We start from the raw sequence: 18,658 nt of genomic DNA, 5'->3' as shown, positions 1-18,658 counted from the left end.
TTCTTTGATTCCGTATGCCTATCTTACCGAAAAGCCTTTGTGTTGCATCTATTATTTTAAAATAACGTGTTTATCACAAAGGCTTATCTTTAAATATTCTGTTTATGCTTGATGAATATTTACCGCAATTGCGTTATCTTCGCGCATTTTCTTTTTCGCTAAACGCTTAGTACGGTCGACAACATCACCCACTAATTGACCACAAGCAGCATCAATATCATCACCTCGCGTACGACGAACAATACAGGTAATCCCCGCTGCTTGTAATACTTTAGAGAAGCGGTCGATACGGCTATTGCTAGAACGGCCATATTCGTTACCCGGGAATGGGTTAAACGGGATCAGGTTTACTTTTGAAGGTGTCCCTTTCAAAGTTTTAACCAATTCATGAGCTTGATCTGTGCTGTCGTTAACACCTTGCAACATAACGTATTCGATAGTCACATCTTTGTTTGCTTTAGAGCCATCAATATAACGACGACACGCCGCTAAAAACTCTTCGATTGGGTACTTTTTATTAATAGGTACAAGTACGTCACGCAGCTCATTGTTTGGCGCATGTAATGAAATAGCGAGTGCTACGTCGATTTTCTCTTTTAATAAATCAAGAGCAGGTACCACACCTGATGTACTCAATGTCACGCGACGCTTTGATAAGCCAAAACCCCAATCATCCATCATTAGTTCCATCGCTGGCACTACATTTTTAAGATTAAGCAGAGGCTCACCCATACCCATCATTACCACGTTAGTAACTGGGCGTTTAGTGCTGTCGCCGTTTAAACCAATGTCTTTTGCAACACGCCAAACCTGACCGATGATCTCTGACACAGATAAGTTACGGTTAAAGCCTTGTTGTGCTGTTGAGCAGAAGGTACATTCAAGTGCACAACCTACTTGAGAAGATACACATAAAGTTGCACGGTCTTTTTCTGGGATCCAAACAGCTTCTACTTCTTGGCCACCTTGCAGCATGAGGGCGTATTTGATAGTGCCATCGCTTGCTTCTTGTCTAACTGAGATCTCAGGAGCAACAATTTCACATTCCGCTTTTAGCTTTTCTTTAAGCTTTTTGTTGACGTTCGTCATATCGTCAAAATTGTCTACACCAAAATGATAAATCCATTTCATCACCTGATCACCACGGAATGGCTTTTCACCGAATGATACAAAAAGCTCTCGCATTGCATCTCGGTTTAAATCTAATAAATTAATCTTTTTTTCAGTGGTCATGAAACAACCTCAATCAGTGACGGTGGTAAAGTAGTTTGGGTGCGCGATTGTATATTATTTAATCGGCTTAGTCATTAGCTAAACAGATTTACAATAGGCTTAGCTAATGACTAAAAAAGGGCTCGAAAGCCCTTTTTCTTCTGCATCACAGACTTAGCTGTGAACTCGAAATTAACGAGTACGTGGGCAGATTTCTTCGTCAGCGAAGAAGTATGCGATTTCACGTGCAGCTGATTCAACAGCGTCAGAACCGTGAACAGCATTTTCGTCGATGCTGTCTGCGTAGTCAGCACGTAAAGTACCAGCTAGTGCTTCAGCAGGGTTAGTAGCACCCATGATTTCACGGTTTTTAAGTACTGCGTTCTCACCTTCAAGAACAGTAACCATTACTGGACCAGATGTCATGAACTCAACTAAAGCACCGAAGAAAGGACGCTCGCTGTGCTCAGCGTAGAAACCTTCAGCTTTTTCTTTTGAAAGGTGAACCATTTTAGCTGCAACGATTTTAAGACCAGCCGTTTCGAAACGGTTGTAGATAGCACCGATGTGGTTTTTTGCAACTGCATCAGGTTTTACGATTGAAAAAGTACGCTCTAAAGCCATCTTTATGCTCCAATAATTTTAAATTTAAAGGTTAAATATTAACGGGCGCGAATTATACGCGCTTTACATGAAAATTCCTAATTTTTTAAATAGTCATTTGATGGCATTTTCATGAATGATCAAATTACCTCTATACAAAGTCAAACAGTGACTCAATAATTGAGCAAAAACCTACTGATATTTCAGCAATTGTGCATATTTGGCATTTGATACTCTAACCTTTTCTCGCATCTCGCAAGCTAAGTTGGCGATGGCTTTTGATTTTTTGCAATCTTTTATCAGAGCAATAGTCATGTTTAAGATATGTATGCTAAATGTCTGCGCTGAATCGCAAGGCCCTATTAATATCTTCAAAGTTTTGACTAAGTAATGAAATGCTTTTTAAGTAATTTAAAAGCCTTATTATTTTAAGTTGAACTTAATTTTATTGTTACAAACAAGTGGTTAACAAATGATGCCAAGTTGTTAATTCTGGGTTCAGTTAAGTTAATTTCACTTGATATTGCAATATCATGTAAAGTTTTAATTTTCCTTATAAATTAGTCTCTTACTATATTTTTCTCGTTCGCTAATAGCTAGCCTCAAAAGAAAAGTTCACATAATGCTGTAATCTAAATGTTAATTTTTAGTGTACAAAACGCTACATGGTTTTACGTGAATTCCAACTTTTATTCAGTCATAAATTAGAAATGGATTGCTACTTTGTCATTTGCAAAGTCCGATTCTGAGATAACAATTCGAATAACTGAAGGAGATAACAATGAAATTACGCAGCGCGTTTACCAAGCTGTCATGTGCTTCAGCCTTTGCTTTAGGCACGATGATGACACTTTCGCCAGCAGCGAATGCAATGAAATTAAAACAACAAAATTTACAAGAAATGACAGCTGAGTCACAAAGTATTATTGCTGGTCAGGTGGTAAGTGTAACAGATGGTTTTGATAACAATCGTCCATATACTGAAGTAACTATTAAGGTGTCTTCAGATGCCAAAGGCAAGTTAAAAGGCGACTCTACTTACACATTTCGCCAGTTTGGTTTGATTAAGCCTCGCTCAATGGGCAATGGCAAAGTGTATTTAGGTGCAACACCAGAAGGCTTTTCTAAATGGCGTGAAGGTGAACAAGTGATTGCTTTTATGTATAAGCCAGCCTCAATCACAGGTTTTCAAACTACAGTAGGTCTCGCTCAAGGTAAGTTTGTGGTGCGAAATGGAAAGGTAGAAAATCGTTTTGCTAATCATGGTGTTTTTGAAGGGGTGGACACCAGTAAGTTGTCAACTGAACAACAAAACCTTTTAACCACACCTGGTGCGGTTGATGTAGGTGTTTTCATGGATTTAGTGGGTAAGTTTTCTGGAGTACAACAATAATGAAATTTTCTAAAATCTCAGCAGCTTTAGTCCTTGCAACTGTTTCAACGGGTGTTTTAGCAGGTGGTCCACTTTATATTCATGAACCGACAATGCAGCCATACAAATGGGACACCTCAAAAGGCAGTATTCCAGTATGGACTGATGGCGGTCAACTTATCAAAGATAAAGATGGTAACGATGTTGAAACCTTCACGGTACTTGAAAAAGGCACTGTATTTAACATTGATGTTACTTTACCTGATGGCACAATAATCCCTGCTAATACAGAGCTTGAACGTGATTATACATTTTTAACAATTGAACAAGCTAATGTGGTAACAGCAAATGCTGTGAAAGAGTGGTCGGATGTAGAGACATCGACTTTTGAGATGTCTGTGCAAGGTACTATTTTAGAGAAAACAGGCATTGCGGATGTAACCGCTGAAAATGTAGACCAAATTTATGGTGTTGAGAACGGTTATGGGTTTTGGGTCAATTACGACACTGATGGCGGCATTTTAGAAAACTATTTTGGTGTGTCGCGACTCAGTATTGGGTATTGCATTCCCTGAGTGGGCAGATGAGGAAACTGGTGAGATTATTGAAGCGACAGCTTTAATGAACGGTTGGTATGTAGATATTAATGATACTGATGGCACGCAAGTTGGTGGGGTATTCACCCATGAGTTTGGTCATGCGATCAATATGTCTCACTCGCAGGCAAACGGTCACTTAGTTTATATGTCGGCAAGCTATAGCCCACAATACGATGGTGTACCTGGTTGTACTGGAGTTACTGAATTTACCAGCTCAAGTATGCTTGATTTTTCTGCTATTGAAACAATGTTCCCATTTATTAATGTTCGTTCAAGCGCAGGCTCTAATCAGCACACAATTAATGTAAAAGACGATATTGTTAATATTTCTGACCTTTATCCTACAGAGGAATACAAATCAAAGTTTGGTAGTATTCGAGGAAAGCTTTTTACAAAAGAAGGCGTTGAGTATTCAGGTATTAACTTGATAGCTCGAAACCTTGATAACCCTTATGAAGATGTGATCACTCAACAGTCTGGTAATATGACTCAAGGTCGAATTGGCCCAGATGGCTCATTCACTATTAATGGCTTAACGCCAGGTGCGCGTTATGCACTTTACACTCAAGAGATTAATGCTGGGGGTTACCCAACTCAGCAAACAAATATTCTGTCAGAAGCAGAGTATTGGAATGAAGATGAAAGTGCTAATCCAAGTATCGACAATGCGTGTGCCTTAACTGAAATTGTTGTTTCTGCAGGTGAAACTAAACAAGTTGAGATGTTCTTTAACGGTTATCAAGATGGTATTCAGTATACGCCATTGGTTTCAGCGTTTGTGGTGGATCACGCTAAAAATGGTAAAAAGGCACTAGGAACTACATCATCAGGTATTCCATTTTTATATGACAGTGCGACTAAATCGTTTGATACTCTAGTAAGCCCTGATGGTTACGCCTTATTAAGCTCTACAAACACTGCTATGAATAAAACTGCCACTAAAGCAGCTATTACAGCACACTTTAATGATAACGGTATTATGCAAGGTGGTGTATGGGATATTAACTCTGGCCATGTATCAATGCTTGAAGATTTAACTGGTAATAGCTGCACATTATCGAGTCAACAAGGTGATAGCTCGCATAGCATCTGGGATATGGATGATGCAGGTAAACTTGTCGTTGGTAATACACGTTTCCCATATGATGGTACGAACCGCTGTGCAGAAGGTGAAGGCGCTAGATCTGTAGGAATTCCAACCGTATGGGATGTTAAAACAGGCAAAGCGAACTTATTACCAGGTACTAAAATGGTTGATCGCTCCTATAATTCTGGTAAAGAAATCGCTTTAGTGGATGGTGATACAGAGATCTGTCGCACAGCATGGGCCCGTGCTGATCGTATTTCGGGTAATGGGGAAACAATTACAGGCTCAACAAATGGTTTTACTCAAATTGCTTGGGTTAATGGTGAGTTTGTAGATACCTATACTGAGTTTGGTGCAATCGACAATTCAGTTATCTCTGAAAATGGTCGTTATGTTGCTTTTGGTGCTATCGAAAACCGTCGCTCTGCTGGCGTTAAACTATGGGATACCGTATCTAATACAACGCAGAAAATTGGTAGTTTACGTTGGTGTGACAACATTCCTGCGGTAAGTTTTTGGACAAACTACTGTGACTTAGGCTACAGCCATGAAGAATTAGTTGAATTAGGCTTTGGCTTACCTTCAATCATTGTACTTGATGCAAACGACGACTTGTCAGTAATTACTGGCCGCGCTGGTAGTGGATTAGCGGGCGGTTTTGTTGGCGCTATTTACCTTGAAGGTATCGGTTGGATGTCAACAGAGGAATTCTTTGGGAAACAAGGTGTAAGCGAGGCAAAAGGTATCTTAACTGATAACATGTTTGGCTTAAGTGCGAACGGCTCTGAGATTATGGCCGGTGTAGCAGGACTAACATTGTCAATAGAAGTTGATGCTAATAAAGCCTTCGTATGTGATAACGGGCGCGACCGTGAGCTTAGCTTCCCTAAGCAAGTAGTTGAAGCTGTCAAACTTGGTGCTGAGTTTGGTCGCTGCGCGCATTTAGATGACTAATACTTTGTCGTGTTAATAATTAAAGGCCCACTTAGTAACTTAGTAAGTGGGTCTTTAATTTAAGTATATTAAAGAGTCTTCATGTTAAAAAAAATAATATTAAATGCAGTCGCTTTGTTGCTTTTAAGCTTTATTTCTTATCAAACTAGTTCACAAATAAATCAAGTTTCAAACTCACTAAACAAAAGTTTAAGCGCGCCAGAAGAGTTATTGACCACATGGGAGCTAGATGAAGCAGCTTCAATTGAATATGCAAAAAAGTCAGCTAATTGGAATGAACATATCGCTGATTTAATGCCGAAGCTAATCGCAACAAATAAACAAATAAAATACCGCTTTAATCAGGATGAAATGGGCGTTGTTTCCTAAAAGTTTGAACTATCTTGCCAGCCTGTGATCAGATCATCTATATCCTACTAGCCCGTGCAACAACAATGAGCAAAATCACAAACTGGTCTCACTATAATCAAGCCCTCGTTAACCGCGGTAATATTCGCTTCTGGTTTGACGAAAAAGCAACGCGTCATTGGTATAACGAATGTACTCACGGTGGGCGTGGCCGCTCTAATCATTTCTCTGATCTTGCTATTGAAACTTGCTTAACACTCAAAGCTGTCTTTGGCTTGTCGTTCAGGGCACTACAAGGGTTCACACAATCGGTATTATCTTTGATGAAGCTTCCGCTTGAAGCCCCAACCTACAGTTGTCTGTGTAAGCGCAGTGCTGAGTTGAATATTAAATTTCGCAGTAAAGTCCGCACCACTGGATTTGTAGATATTGTAGTTGATAGCACAGGACTTAAGGTGTTTGGCGAAGGTGAATGGCATGCACAGAAGCACCACGTAAAGGCAAGAAAAAAGTGGCGAAAACTGCACCTTGCGGTGGATGCCAACACGCATGATATTGTGGGGGCGCAAATGACGCTCAGTAACGTCACCGACGGCGAGACCCTCCAAGATTTGATAAGACCATTACGCCGGCGTATAGATAGAGTGAGCGCTGATGGTGCTTATGATAGCCGCCGCTGCTATGCAGAAATTACTGAAAAAGGCGCGATACCTGCTATCCCGCCGAGAGAGAATGCACGGCTGTGGACTGATAAGCATCCACGCAATGAGGCTGTCATGTTGTGCAATAAGTTAGGAATCGCACAATGGAAAAAGCTCAGTGGATATCATGTGCGCTCATTAGCAGAAACAGCGATGTACCGTTTTAAACAGTTGATGGGGGCTAAGCTAAATGCGCGTGATTACAATCGCCAGCTGGTTGAAGCGATGATCAAAGTGAAGGCGCTAAATAAGATCAACACCCTTGGTCTGCCTAAATATCAGTAAGTTAAGTGAGTTTGTTAGAGAGCTGTATTTGATCAACAAGGCCGATGAAATGGTAACTATTCATGCTAAAAAAGAGCACGAGATTGCAATTAGCTTGATTAAGCAAACTCCCAAGTCATTACAGTTCAAATTTGAACTCGATGATAAGCCAAAGCACTTGCAAGTTATAAAAGCTGCAGGTGGACGAATCAATATACAAGCAGACGGATTGCTTGGTTATCAGTTCTTGTTGTGGAAAAAAGGTCGAGAGCGCCTAACCGGTGTGTAAAAACTTTTTGTTAAGAATTTTGCAGTTAACAATTGCAAATCCAAACCAATTACCCTGGATAGTTAATTGAGTTTGATCTTAAAAGGTGGCCATAGGATTGGTCACCTTTTTTCTTTTTATAGGCTCATAGTTAGTTTGCTGAGTTTTCATCAATCATGATCTAGATCAATAAAATTACTGGGCAGATTATTATACTGCCGCGCTTCATTCTTGTATTAATTCATGCAACCGACTTGTACTCGGTTCGATGTGTGGAGCTTTCATGTCGTCACCTATTTTGACCCCTCGTCCTTTTACGCCTGAGTTGTTATCACCTGCGGGTAGTTTAAAGAATATGCGTTATGCCTTTGCTTATGGTGCAGATGCTGTTTACGCTGGCCAACCTCGTTATAGCCTTCGTGTTCGTAACAATGAGTTTGACCTAGATAACCTGCAGATTGGTATCAACGAAGCGCACGCGCAAAATAAAAAATTGTATGTGGTGTCGAATATTGCTCCTCACAATGCCAAAGTAAAATCGTACTTACGAGATATTGAGCCAGTCATTGCTATGCAGCCTGATGCGCTGATCATGTCTGACCCTGGGCTAATCATGCTAGTTCGTGAAAAGTGGCCAGATATGCCGATTCACTTATCGGTGCAGGCCAATGCGGTTAACTATGCCACGGTGAACTTTTGGGCTCAGCAAGGTATCGAGCGAGTTATTTTATCGCGTGAGTTATCGCTAGAGGAAATCGCTGAAATTCGCGAATTATGCCCAAATACAGAGCTTGAAGTATTTGTTCACGGTGCACTTTGCATGGCGTATTCAGGTCGTTGTTTGCTATCAGGTTATATCAATAAGCGTGATCCAAACCAAGGTACTTGCACTAACGCATGTCGCTGGAATTACGATGTGAAACCAGGCACCGAGAATGAAACTGGCGAAATGGTGCATAAAATCGACCCTAAAGCGGTGATCCCAACTCTCGGTGATGGTGCACCAAGTAACGAAGTGTTCATGCTTGAAGAGCAGGGCCGCCCTGGTGAGTACATGCCTACTTTTGAAGACGAGCATGGCACTTACATCATGAACTCAAAAGATTTACGTGCAGTTCAATATGTTGATCAGCTTACTAAAATGGGCGTGCATAGTTTAAAAATTGAAGGCCGTACCAAGTCTTTCTATTATGTTGCTCGTACTGCACAAGTGTATCGTAAAGCTATTGATGATGCTGTTGCAGGCCGTCCATTTGATGCCAACTTATTTAAAACCCTAGAAAACTTAGCTCACCGCGGTTATACCGAAGGGTTTTTAAAGCGCCATGCGCATCAAGACTATCAAAATTATGAGTATGGTCATTCTGTATCAGATAAGCAGCAGTTTGTTGGTGAAGTATTAGGGCGCACTAGTAATGGCTTGGTTGAAATTGATGTGAAAAATAAATTTTGTACCGGTCATTCACTTGAGCTTATGACACCTAAAGGCAACATCAACTTCAAGCTAGATTTTATGGAAAATAAAAAAGGTGAAGCCATTAGTGATGCGAAAGGCTCAGGACATATTGTGAAAATTCCTTTGCCTGAAGACCTCGATTTAGAGCATGCTATTTTGATGCGTAACCTAGATGCAGATCAAGACACCCGTAATCCATTCAATAAAGCTTAACTGAAAGATGCGCTAAGTCACTCTTAGCGCTTTTACTTCATCTTTTTTTAGTAATTCTCTGTCGTTACTGGTTATTTTTACTATCCTTTTTTCTAGGGTATTAATAAAACATAATCAAAAACTATAGTGAAATACGTCGTTCATCCATCACATCAAAGAGAGCTTTTACATACAGTACCTTTTATTGCGGTAGGTGTATTGCTGCTCGCCATTGTCTTGCTATTGGAGCAATTAGGTCTTATTGCTGCTATTCCTTTTTATATAGCGATGCATACCTGTGTCGAATTGTTCTCAGTTGTGATCTCGTTTTTAATTTTTGCTATTGGCTGGAATACTTGGCATTTCACTAATAACTACAAACTGTTACTGCTTTCTTGCACCATGCTTTGCGTAGCTATTTTCGACTCATTGCACTTTTTAGCATTTGACAGCATGCATGAAGGCGATGCTGATATGAATCTAGTTATTAGCCTTTGGTTAGTTGCACGGCTCTTTAATGGAGCTGCATTTTTAATTATTGCAGCAGGTATTTGGGTCAAATATAAGCCGTTAAATGCGCGTGCTTTACTTACCTCTTTGCTGCTATTTAGTTTATTCATTGCGAGCTCACTTTTTTATTTTCCAGAGCTACTGCCAGAAATATATATTGAAGGAGTGGGTGGTAGCCATATTAAGTTTTTAATTGATATGCTTGTTTTTGCGCTTTATGGTGCAGCCGCTGTAATGTTTGCAATACAGCTTCGCGAGCCTAGAAAAAACTTAAATATTGCTGGTAAAACAATCGTTTGTTTATTAGCTATTTTAAGTGAGGTCTGTTTTTTGGTTTTAAATGATGCGTCGCACACTACCAACACCTTTAATTTTTTTGGTCATGTTTATAAAGGGTTAACTTATTTTTTATTGTATAAGGTCCTCTTTGTTGAGACTGTAACAAAGCCTTATACAGCTCTAGATAACTTTTCTAAACAGTTAAAAGCAACACTCACGGCACTGCCTGATTCTGTTTTTGAACTTGAAAGAGACGGTACGTTCCGTGAAGTCTTCAGCGATAACTCAGATGGTCATATATTTACTAAAGGTATGGTCGGTCAAAATATTAGCAGTATGTTTGAGCAATCAGATGCAGATGACTTTATGCGTATGCTTATGGAGACTAAAAAGTCCGGTGTGTGTTTGGTAAATACCTTACCGATCACCATAAATGGCAGATGTATTCATTTTGAGTTTTCGATAACTTTGTTCGATCATGAAAGTGATGGGCCAACATATCTGATTAATGCTCGCGATGTATCAGATAAAGTAGGCCGTATGGCAGCACTTGCACAGCAAAGTAAATTCAATCGAGGATTGTTACGGCTTACCGAAATTTCGTTTCAAGACGATCAAGATATTTTATTGAATTTTGCGGTAAATCAATCGCTTGAAATCACTAATTGCGATGGCGCAGCTTTGTTTCTTTGTAACGAACAAAAGCAACATTCCTATCGAGCAGAGCCAGGCACTATCTTTGATGTATGCACTGAGAAATTACAAGCTAAAATAGCGGCAGGTGAAGCTGTTATTGTTAACTATAAACATGCTAAAGAGTATGGCTTACCAAGCGACTCAAGCTCATTATTGGTGGTGCCGGTGATGCGCCATAGTCAATGCCATATGGCGATAATTCTTCAGCACCAAACGAAGGTTTTTAGCGAGCATGATAGGCGAATGCTGACTGTATGGCAGTGGTTTCATAAAATTAATCTAAATAAACGCATGCATATATTGTCTCAAGCGGTTGAGCAAAATCCACACCCAATTATGTTTACAGATACAGATGCAAAAATTGAGTACATGAACCGCGCTTACTTAGAGATGTGCCAGTACGACTATGATGAACTAATAGGCCAAAGGCCCGATAAAATAAGTGCAGGGCAAACTGATTCCAGTGTTTACGAAAATATGTGGGAGCATTTAAAAAAACGAAAAGCGTGGGTTGGTGCATTGGTTAATAAGACTAAGCATGGCAAAGTGATTGTTGAGCAAACCACCATTTACCCATTGATGGATAAGCAAGGTTCGGTAACAAACTACATTTCATTTCAGCATGATGTAACGAAAGAAGTCGAAAGTGAAACGCTTATACATCAATTGTCTTATTATGATCAGCTAACAGGGCTTGCAAACCAAAACAAGCTGCAGATTGAATTTGAACAAACAATTAAACTTCAAGAAGATGTAAAAGCAGCTTTTATTTTAGTTGGTTTAGATAATTTTAAAATTCTAAATAAAGCACTAGGAATGGCTAACTGTAACCTTGTGCTGCAGAACTTGAGTGCACGAATTTGTAATTTTATGGGTGAGCATATTATAGTTGCTCGCTTGCAAGGAGACCGCTTTGCATTTATCACACCTTATACTTCAACAGGTGCAATAAATAAGAGCTGTCACCACTTATTAAAGGTGATCAGTGAACCTCTTACGATTAATGATGATTTAATTGTTGTTACAGCTTCTGTTGGTGTTGCCTTGTATCCAATTGATGGGCAAAATTTTGAGCCTCTATTACAGATGGCTGAGTCAGCGATGTTTGAGGTTAAGCGACTAGGTCGTAATAATGCCTTATTTTACGCCGAAGAAATGAATAAATCTGGGCTCAGACAATTACAAATCATTAATGCACTTAATTTCGCTCTTGAAAATAATGAGTTTTATTTGGTATTTCAACCGCAAATTGATATTGCATCTGGCCATGCGGTGGCTGTTGAAGTATTACTACGCTGGCACTCAGCAACACTAGGTAATGTATCTCCTGCTGAGTTTATACCCATTGCTGAAAGCAGTGGCCGCATTAGTGAAATTGATGACTGGGTATTCGAACATACCGTTAAAACAATTCGTCAATGGCGAGATGACAGCATGCCGCGTCTCACTTTTGCAATAAACTTGTCTGCAACTAAGTTTGTTAATAAACACTTACTCGGTGATTTAATATCGGTATTACAAACTTACTCCATTGAGCCTGAATGTATTGAGCTTGAGTTAACTTAAACAATAGCAGTAGGGAACCCCAAATTTGCATTAAACACTATAACAAAATTGCGTGAGGCAGGTTTTAAAATGTCGATTGATGATTTTGGTACGGGCTATTCGTCGATGAATTATTTAAAAGATTTTTCCCTTGATAAGCTAAAAATCGACAAATCGTTTATTGATGATTTAGAAACCCCCAGCGATGCAGACACTGCAATCGTTAAAGCTATGATTGATTTAGCCAGCGCATTAAGTATGGAGTCAATTGCAGAAGGAGTCGAGACAGAGCAACAGCTGAAAATACTTAAACAGCTTGAGTGTTCACAAGTACAAGGTTATTACTTCAGTAAACCGTTGCCATTAGAAATGCTTTACACGTTTTTTGAGAATATTAAAAATTAAGTGTGCGGAAAAGTAGTAAGAATACTTTGTTCCTATTGTAGGTTGTATAATATAAAAATATTAATAAGTTTAGTTTTTTGTGGGTTGTTTTTTTTATTTATATTGATCTAAATAAATTTTTTAAGTAACATTCACGCCATAAAGGATGAGTTGTCAGTGGGAAGACGGCAAGTAACTAGTATTGTTTTATTACAAGGTTACTTAAATTGAAAAAAGTTGAATCCAATCAATTAAAAAAAGGTATGCAAGTTAGGGTCAATAAACATTGGCTTAAAACGCCTTTTTTAACAAGTAAAGTAAAAATAAAATCAGAACAAGATAAATACAAACTCAAGCAATTTGAGGGGGCTTTATATGTTTCTGAAGAAAAATCCATCACTGAGTTAGGTAAAGGTTTATCTATCCTAAAAGTTGCAGTCGAAGACTGTAAACAATCACAAGTATTAGACAATAAGTCAATAACTAAAGCTGTAGCGAATATTGTTTTATTTGTTTTAAACGATGCTAGTCAGCTTGGGGTTATTTATGAAAAAATTAGTGAAGACTCTCAAACGTTTAGAGAATCAGTGAGATTATTAGTATTAATAGCTTTGTTCTCTAAAGAAATTCGATTAAGAAAAGATAAACTCATTCCATTTGCAAAGTCAGCCTTTTTAAAAGACATTGGTATGTCTTTAATTAATTTCGATTATAAACATGAGAAACAGTTATCAGCTAAAGGGCTCAAAAGCATTCATGAGCACGTTGAACTCGGTTGTAAAGCTTTAATCTCTCAAGGTGTAGAGCAGAATGTAATTAAAATTATTAAGTGTCATCATGAAAACTGTGATGGCTCAGGTTACCCTTATGGCTTAATAAAGTCTGAAATCCCACTTGAAGCACGTATAATCCGTATTATTGACACATATGTTGCCTTAACATCTAAGCGTCATTATCGAGAAGAGTTTTCTCGAGTAAACGCAATTGAGACAATTTACCACTGGCCTTGTTGATCAAATACAGCTCTCTAACAAACTCACTTAACTTACTGATATTTAGGCAGACCAAGGGTGTTGATCTTATTTAGCGCCTTCACTTTGATCATCGCTTCAACCAGCTGGCGATTGTAATCACGCGCATTTAGCTTAGCCCCCATCAACTGTTTAAAACGGTACATCGCTGTTTCTGCTAATGAGCGCACATGATATCCACTGAGCTTTTTCCATTGTGCGATTCCTAACTTATTGCACAACATGACAGCCTCATTGCGTGGATGCTTATCAGTCCACAGCCGTGCATTCTCTCTCGGCGGGATAGCAGGTATCGCGCCTTTTTCAGTAATTTCTGCATAGCAGCGGCGGCTATCATAAGCACCATCAGCGCTCACTCTATCTATACGCCGGCGTAATGGTCTTATCAAATCTTGGAGGGTCTCGCCGTCGGTGACGTTACTGAGCGTCATTTGCGCCCCCACAATATCATGCGTGTTGGCATCCACCGCAAGGTGCAGTTTTCGCCACTTTTTTCTTGCCTTTACGTGGTGCTTCTGTGCATGCCATTCACCTTCGCCAAACACCTTAAGTCCTGTGCTATCAACTACAATATCTACAAATCCAGTGGTGCGGACTTTACTGCGAAATTTAATATTCAACTCAGCACTGCGCTTACACAGACAACTGTAGGTTGGGGCTTCAAGCGGAAGCTTCATCAAAGATAATACCGATTGTGTGAACCCTTGTAGTGCCCTGAACGACAAGCCAAAGACAGCTTTGAGTGTTAAGCAAGTTTCAATAGCAAGATCAGAGAAATGATTAGAGCGGCCACGCCCACCGTGAGTACATTCGTTATACCAATGACGCGTTGCTTTTTCGTCAAACCAGAAGCGAATATTACCGCGGTTAACGAGGGCTTGATTATAGTGAGACCAGTTTGTGATTTTGCTCATTGTTGTTGCACGGGCTAGTAGGATATAGATGATCTGATCACAGGCTGGCAAGATAGTTCAAACTTTTAGGAAACAACGCCTTTACCACTCTGCGCAAATTGGAAAGTTTGATCATATTCTAACTGCAAAGTTTATAAACTTCATTCGGCTGTATCCGAAAGGAATTCAAGTTGAACTGCGAGATAAGTCACATGTTTTTATTAATGAAGACTTAAATAATGGCAAAGTGAAAGTCGGTAAAAATATACCTCCGGTTCAGTCAGTTGTTGATAAGGGTAAGTATAGCTAAATGCCTTTGGTTTTTATAAGTACTTAATTTCCTCCTCTTTTTAAATTTCATAGAAGTTAATAACCTACATTCTCTATAAAGGTGCTTTTAAATTTTAACTGTTCTTTGAGATTAAAATGGTACTCATTTTATGCGAAGTAATTTGCCTGTAAGTAATATAGAAATAACATTTCCAGAATCAAAAAAATTAATATCAGTCACGGATGTTAATGGCAACATTGTTGATTGTAATGATCACTTTGTTGAAATAAGTGGTTTTGATAAAAGTGAATTAATTGGGCAACCTCACAATATTGTTAGGCACCCTGATATGCCCGAAGTTGCATTCAAAAACATGTGGAAATATCTAAAGGATGGCAAGCCATGGATGGGCTTAGTTAAAAATCGATGTAAAGACGGCCGCTTTTATTGGGTAGACGCATATGTAACCCCCATTTGCCATGAAGGGGTAATAACCGGTTATGAATCAGTTCGTTCTTGCCCTAAGCAAGAAGATGTTATGCGTGCACAAAAAATTTATCCAAAACTTAGGCATGCGAATTCTGCTTCTAAAAGTAATTTAAATAATTACTATTGTGAAATTACAACTTTTTTTGTTTTTATTCTCGCAATTTTATTAAATTATATTGAGCATAAATATCTTGCTATTACTTTATTTATATTAAGTTTTACTATTAACTTTTTTTGTTCAATAAAATCTAGACGTCGGATAGTCAACACGGCGGGATCGCACTTTGTAAAAAGGCTTTAACATCCGCCTCTTTTCTGATCTAATAACGCCCACATTGTCACTATCTACTTGTTAATTATGTCGTTATTTAGCCACCTTGAACTTGTGGAAGATAAGCGTTCTTTCATCAATCAACATCATGACCTTACTGATGTCTTATTTCTTATCATTTCGGCGGTTTTATCTGGTTGTGAAGGCTGGAAAGATATCGAAGTGTTTGGACACAGCAAGCTGTCTTGGCTCCGACAGTTCAGAGCATTTAAACATGGTATTCCAACGCGACATAGTATTGCTCGTATTCTTAAAACAGTGGAAACTGACTCTCTGATTTTGGCCCTGCTTAGTTGGGTTAACGAGCAACGAACTCAATCTGACAAGCCAATTATTGCATTTGATGGGAAAACTCTGCGTGGTGCCAGTAAAAAGCGTGAGGATAACTTACACTTGGTGTCCGCTTTTGATTGTGAATCTGGTTTAACTTTGTATCAGCGTACCGTAGAAAGTAAATCTAACGAGATCCCAGCAGTTAGGGCCTTATTAGATGTGCTCGATATTTCAGACTCTATCATCACACTAGATGCACTACATTGTCAGAAAGCGACACTCTCAGCACTGACTTCAAGAGATGCGGACTATTTGGTTCAGGTCAAAGCAAATCAGAAAACGCTTTATAAAGCAGTCGCTTCATGTTTTGAAAAAGCTTTTGAAGAAGAGGGAGATTTGCCTGAGGACGTACAAACCAGCAATGGGCATGGACGTCAGGAAACACGGATCACTTACGCTCTAAAAGCAGACAAACTGCCTAAAGAGATAAAAGAAAAATGGCCAGGGCTTACTTCGTTGGTCGCAGTCGAAAGGCACAATAAGTCCGACTCAATAATAAAAATAGACACGCACTTTTATGTTACTTCTGTCGAGCCAGATGCACAGATGTTGCAGAAAGCAATCCGCCATCATTGGCACATAGAAAATCAGCAGCACTGGGTGTTGGATGTCGTCTTTAAGGAAGACGCTTGCCAGATAAGCGAGCCGATTTCGGCGGAGAATATGGCGCTGTTCAGACGGGTTGTTCGCAACCTGGTAAAACAGCACAAAGGCCGTAAAGACTCGATACGCAGTAAGTGTGTTAGGGCTAGTTTTGACGATGAATTCAGGGCTGAGCTTATCTTTGGTTAATACTTGTTAACAAAGTATGCTCTCACCCTGGGATAGTCAATGACTTGTTGGAAAAGCTTGGAAGTAGTTTTAAAGATGATTTAGCCGTAAAAACTTACACGAATAAATCGGCCTTGTTGATCAAATACAGCTCTCTAACAAACTCACTTAACTTACTGATATTTAGGCAGACCAAGGGTGTTGATCTTATTTAGCGCCTTCACTTTGATCATCGCTTCAACCAGCTGGCGATTGTAATCACGCGCATTTAGCTTAGCCCCCATCAACTGTTTAAAACGGTACATCGCTGTTTCTGCTAATGAGCGCACATGATATCCACTGAGCTTTTTCCATTGTGCGATTCCTAACTTATTGCACAACATGACAGCCTCATTGCGTGGATGCTTATCAGTCCACAGCCGTGCATTCTCTCTCGGCGGGATAGCAGGTATCGCGCCTTTTTCAGTAATTTCTGCATAGCAGCGGCGGCTATCATAAGCACCATCAGCGCTCACTCTATCTATACGCCGGCGTAATGGTCTTATCAAATCTTGGAGGGTCTCGCCGTCGGTGACGTTACTGAGCGTCATTTGCGCCCCCACAATATCATGCGTGTTGGCATCCACCGCAAGGTGCAGTTTTCGCCACTTTTTTCTTGCCTTTACGTGGTGCTTCTGTGCATGCCATTCACCTTCGCCAAACACCTTAAGTCCTGTGCTATCAACTACAATATCTACAAATCCAGTGGTGCGGACTTTACTGCGAAATTTAATATTCAACTCAGCACTGCGCTTACACAGACAACTGTAGGTTGGGGCTTCAAGCGGAAGCTTCATCAAAGATAATACCGATTGTGTGAACCCTTGTAGTGCCCTGAACGACAAGCCAAAGACAGCTTTGAGTGTTAAGCAAGTTTCAATAGCAAGATCAGAGAAATGATTAGAGCGGCCACGCCCACCGTGAGTACATTCGTTATACCAATGACGCGTTGCTTTTTCGTCAAACCAGAAGCGAATATTACCGCGGTTAACGAGGGCTTGATTATAGTGAGACCAGTTTGTGATTTTGCTCATTGTTGTTGCACGGGCTAGTAGGATATAGATGATCTGATCACAGGCTGGCAAGATAGTTCAAACTTTTAGGAAACAACGCCGAATAAATCAGGAGACTTAGGCAAGTTAGAAGTCGCAATAATAAGTCAATTTGCTCATTTAGGTGCTATTTTGACTAGAATAGAAAATGCGGCCTTGGCTGTATCGGAAGAGTCTCATAGTTGCCTTATACTTACTGAGCAAACATGTAGTGAGTTGCAAAACCAGCAATCAGAAACAATTCAAGTTGCTACGGCCATGAATCAAATGACCACAACGATTGCTGAGGTGGCACGGCATATTTCCGAAACGGCTAATCAGGCTGATACTGCTTCCAAATTATCAACTTCTGGTAAGCGTTTTTCAGAAGTCACAATGACTTCGATTAACCAATTACAAAATACAGTGTCACAAATAGGAGAGTCTATTACAGACGTTTCAATTCAAACTGAGCGTATCTCAAATGCAGCCCAATTAATTGAGCAAATTGCGGATCAAACAAATTTACTTGCACTGAATGCTGCTATAGAAGCAGCAAGAGCAGGTGAACAAGGGCGTGGATTTGCTGTTGTTGCAGATGAAGTTAGAACACTAGCCCAGAGAACACAGTCTTCTACAAAAGAAATCTACGATATTATTCACAACTTAATAATTAAGGCGAGTAGTGCTGAAGAAAAGGCTAAGTTGGGCAATGATGAAGCAAAGCATGGAGTATGCAATGTGAATGATAACGCTAAGATGCTTGATGGCATAGTCGTCGCTGTTGATCAAATCGCTCATATGTCTACCCAGATGTCCGCCGCTGTTGAGCAACAAGTTCATGTTGCTGAAGATATAAACCATCAAATTGTGAATATTTCAGAATTAGCAAATGTTGGAGTTACAAATGCAGATAAAGTTTCCCAGTCGATAGCTAAATTACAAGCAGTATCGAATGAATTACACGAATTGGTCGTTAGGTTTAAAAGGTAACAAATT

At 39.7% G+C, this 18,658-nt stretch carries 14 protein-coding genes and 2 pseudogenes; 12 read left to right on the top strand and 4 right to left on the bottom strand.

Going from position 1 to position 18,658, the window contains the following annotated elements; genetic code table 11:
• Positions 1 to 102 precede the first annotated feature (102 nt).
• Together rlmN and ndk are read right to left on the bottom strand one after the other, a co-directional pair.
• Positions 103 to 1,233, bottom strand: a complete 1,131-nt coding sequence (rlmN, locus tag J8Z25_RS18545; protein WP_130052879.1) for a dual-specificity RNA methyltransferase RlmN — start codon at positions 1,231 to 1,233, stop codon at positions 103 to 105.
• A gap of 171 nt (positions 1,234 to 1,404) precedes the next feature.
• Positions 1,405 to 1,836: a nucleoside-diphosphate kinase gene (gene ndk / locus J8Z25_RS18540; RefSeq protein ID WP_036972405.1), complete on the bottom strand. Its 432-nt coding sequence runs from the start codon at positions 1,834 to 1,836 to the stop codon at positions 1,405 to 1,407.
• Between the two features lie 760 nt (positions 1,837 to 2,596).
• Here ndk and J8Z25_RS18535 point away from each other — a divergent pair.
• From J8Z25_RS18535 to J8Z25_RS18495, 9 genes and pseudogenes are all read left to right on the top strand, one after another.
• Positions 2,597 to 3,208, top strand: a complete 612-nt coding sequence (locus J8Z25_RS18535) for a hypothetical protein (protein ID WP_250662328.1) — start codon at positions 2,597 to 2,599, stop codon at positions 3,206 to 3,208.
• Positions 3,208 to 3,762 carry a hypothetical protein gene (locus J8Z25_RS18530; RefSeq protein WP_250662327.1) on the top strand — a complete coding sequence of 185 codons (555 nt, stop codon included), beginning with the start codon at positions 3,208 to 3,210 and terminating at the stop codon, positions 3,760 to 3,762. Before J8Z25_RS18535 ends, J8Z25_RS18530 begins: the two co-directional genes overlap by 1 nt.
• On the top strand, positions 3,725 to 5,827 hold the full coding sequence (locus J8Z25_RS18525) for a zinc metalloprotease (protein ID WP_250662326.1): 2,103 nt from the start codon (positions 3,725 to 3,727) through the stop codon (positions 5,825 to 5,827). Before J8Z25_RS18530 ends, J8Z25_RS18525 begins: the two co-directional genes overlap by 38 nt.
• Before the next feature lie 81 nt (positions 5,828 to 5,908).
• Positions 5,909 to 6,196 carry a hypothetical protein gene (locus tag J8Z25_RS18520; RefSeq protein WP_250662325.1) on the top strand — a complete coding sequence of 96 codons (288 nt, stop codon included), beginning with the start codon at positions 5,909 to 5,911 and terminating at the stop codon, positions 6,194 to 6,196.
• Between the two features lie 65 nt (positions 6,197 to 6,261).
• Positions 6,262 to 7,161, top strand: a complete 900-nt coding sequence (locus J8Z25_RS18515; RefSeq protein WP_250661049.1) for an IS5 family transposase — start codon at positions 6,262 to 6,264, stop codon at positions 7,159 to 7,161.
• A gap of 28 nt (positions 7,162 to 7,189) precedes the next feature.
• On the top strand, positions 7,190 to 7,429 hold the full coding sequence (locus J8Z25_RS18510; protein WP_250662324.1) for a hypothetical protein: 240 nt from the start codon (positions 7,190 to 7,192) through the stop codon (positions 7,427 to 7,429).
• Positions 7,430 to 7,691: 262 nt separating this feature from the next.
• A complete protein-coding gene (gene trhP, locus J8Z25_RS18505) occupies positions 7,692 to 9,077 on the top strand; it encodes a prephenate-dependent tRNA uridine(34) hydroxylase TrhP (protein WP_250662323.1) in 1,386 nt (461 codons plus the stop codon).
• A 267-nt stretch (positions 9,078 to 9,344) separates the two neighbouring features.
• Positions 9,345 to 12,491 (top strand): annotated as a pseudogene (locus J8Z25_RS18500) (bifunctional diguanylate cyclase/phosphodiesterase).
• A 206-nt stretch (positions 12,492 to 12,697) separates the two neighbouring features.
• The gene (locus tag J8Z25_RS18495) at positions 12,698 to 13,483 is read left to right on the top strand and encodes a cyclic di-GMP phosphodiesterase (protein WP_250662322.1); all 786 of its coding nucleotides are present in this window, start codon (positions 12,698 to 12,700) and stop codon (positions 13,481 to 13,483) included.
• A 32-nt stretch (positions 13,484 to 13,515) separates the two neighbouring features.
• Here the strand turns inward: J8Z25_RS18495 and J8Z25_RS18490 are convergent, their stop codons facing one another.
• Positions 13,516 to 14,415 (bottom strand): IS5 family transposase, encoded by a 900-nt coding sequence (locus J8Z25_RS18490; RefSeq protein WP_250661049.1) that lies wholly within the window; start codon positions 14,413 to 14,415, stop codon positions 13,516 to 13,518.
• Between the two features lie 419 nt (positions 14,416 to 14,834).
• Here J8Z25_RS18490 and J8Z25_RS18485 point away from each other — a divergent pair.
• A pseudogene (locus J8Z25_RS18485) lies at positions 14,835 to 15,236 on the top strand (PAS domain-containing protein); the annotation flags it as partial.
• Between the two features lie 276 nt (positions 15,237 to 15,512).
• The gene (locus tag J8Z25_RS18480) at positions 15,513 to 16,610 is read left to right on the top strand and encodes an ISAs1 family transposase (RefSeq protein WP_175081192.1); all 1,098 of its coding nucleotides are present in this window, start codon (positions 15,513 to 15,515) and stop codon (positions 16,608 to 16,610) included.
• 152 nt (positions 16,611 to 16,762) lie between these two features.
• On the opposite strand, the gene J8Z25_RS18475 is transcribed toward J8Z25_RS18480, so the two are convergent.
• Positions 16,763 to 17,662 carry an IS5 family transposase gene (locus tag J8Z25_RS18475; RefSeq protein WP_250661049.1) on the bottom strand — a complete coding sequence of 300 codons (900 nt, stop codon included), beginning with the start codon at positions 17,660 to 17,662 and terminating at the stop codon, positions 16,763 to 16,765.
• A 150-nt stretch (positions 17,663 to 17,812) separates the two neighbouring features.
• On the opposite strand from J8Z25_RS18475, the gene J8Z25_RS18470 reads away from it, so the two are divergent.
• Positions 17,813 to 18,652: a methyl-accepting chemotaxis protein gene (locus J8Z25_RS18470; protein WP_250662321.1), complete on the top strand. Its 840-nt coding sequence runs from the start codon at positions 17,813 to 17,815 to the stop codon at positions 18,650 to 18,652.
• The last annotated feature ends 6 nt before the right edge of the window (positions 18,653 to 18,658 follow it).

Source organism: Pseudoalteromonas sp. SCSIO 43101 (assembly GCF_023650775.1).
In the GTDB taxonomy this organism is placed as follows: Bacteria; Pseudomonadota; Gammaproteobacteria; order Enterobacterales; family Alteromonadaceae; genus Pseudoalteromonas; species Pseudoalteromonas apostichopi.
Note: the sequence above shows the minus strand (reverse complement) of the source record. Positions and strands in the feature narration are given on the sequence as shown.

What these genes read in the sequence shown, in the direction of transcription:
- rlmN (WP_130052879.1), bottom strand. Translation starts at nt 1,233, where the DNA reads ATGACCACTGAAAAAAAGATTAATTTATTAGATTTAAACCGAGATGCA.
- ndk (WP_036972405.1), bottom strand. Translation starts at nt 1,836, where the DNA reads ATGGCTTTAGAGCGTACTTTTTCAATCGTAAAACCTGATGCAGTTGCA.
- J8Z25_RS18535 (WP_250662328.1), top strand. Translation starts at nt 2,597, where the DNA reads ATGAAATTACGCAGCGCGTTTACCAAGCTGTCATGTGCTTCAGCCTTT.
- J8Z25_RS18530 (WP_250662327.1), top strand. Translation starts at nt 3,208, where the DNA reads ATGAAATTTTCTAAAATCTCAGCAGCTTTAGTCCTTGCAACTGTTTCA.
- J8Z25_RS18520 (WP_250662325.1), top strand. Translation starts at nt 5,909, where the DNA reads ATGTTAAAAAAAATAATATTAAATGCAGTCGCTTTGTTGCTTTTAAGC.
- J8Z25_RS18515 (WP_250661049.1), top strand. Translation starts at nt 6,262, where the DNA reads ATGAGCAAAATCACAAACTGGTCTCACTATAATCAAGCCCTCGTTAAC.
- trhP (WP_250662323.1), top strand. Translation starts at nt 7,692, where the DNA reads ATGTCGTCACCTATTTTGACCCCTCGTCCTTTTACGCCTGAGTTGTTA.
- J8Z25_RS18490 (WP_250661049.1), bottom strand. Translation starts at nt 14,415, where the DNA reads ATGAGCAAAATCACAAACTGGTCTCACTATAATCAAGCCCTCGTTAAC.
- J8Z25_RS18480 (WP_175081192.1), top strand. Translation starts at nt 15,513, where the DNA reads ATGTCGTTATTTAGCCACCTTGAACTTGTGGAAGATAAGCGTTCTTTC.
- J8Z25_RS18475 (WP_250661049.1), bottom strand. Translation starts at nt 17,662, where the DNA reads ATGAGCAAAATCACAAACTGGTCTCACTATAATCAAGCCCTCGTTAAC.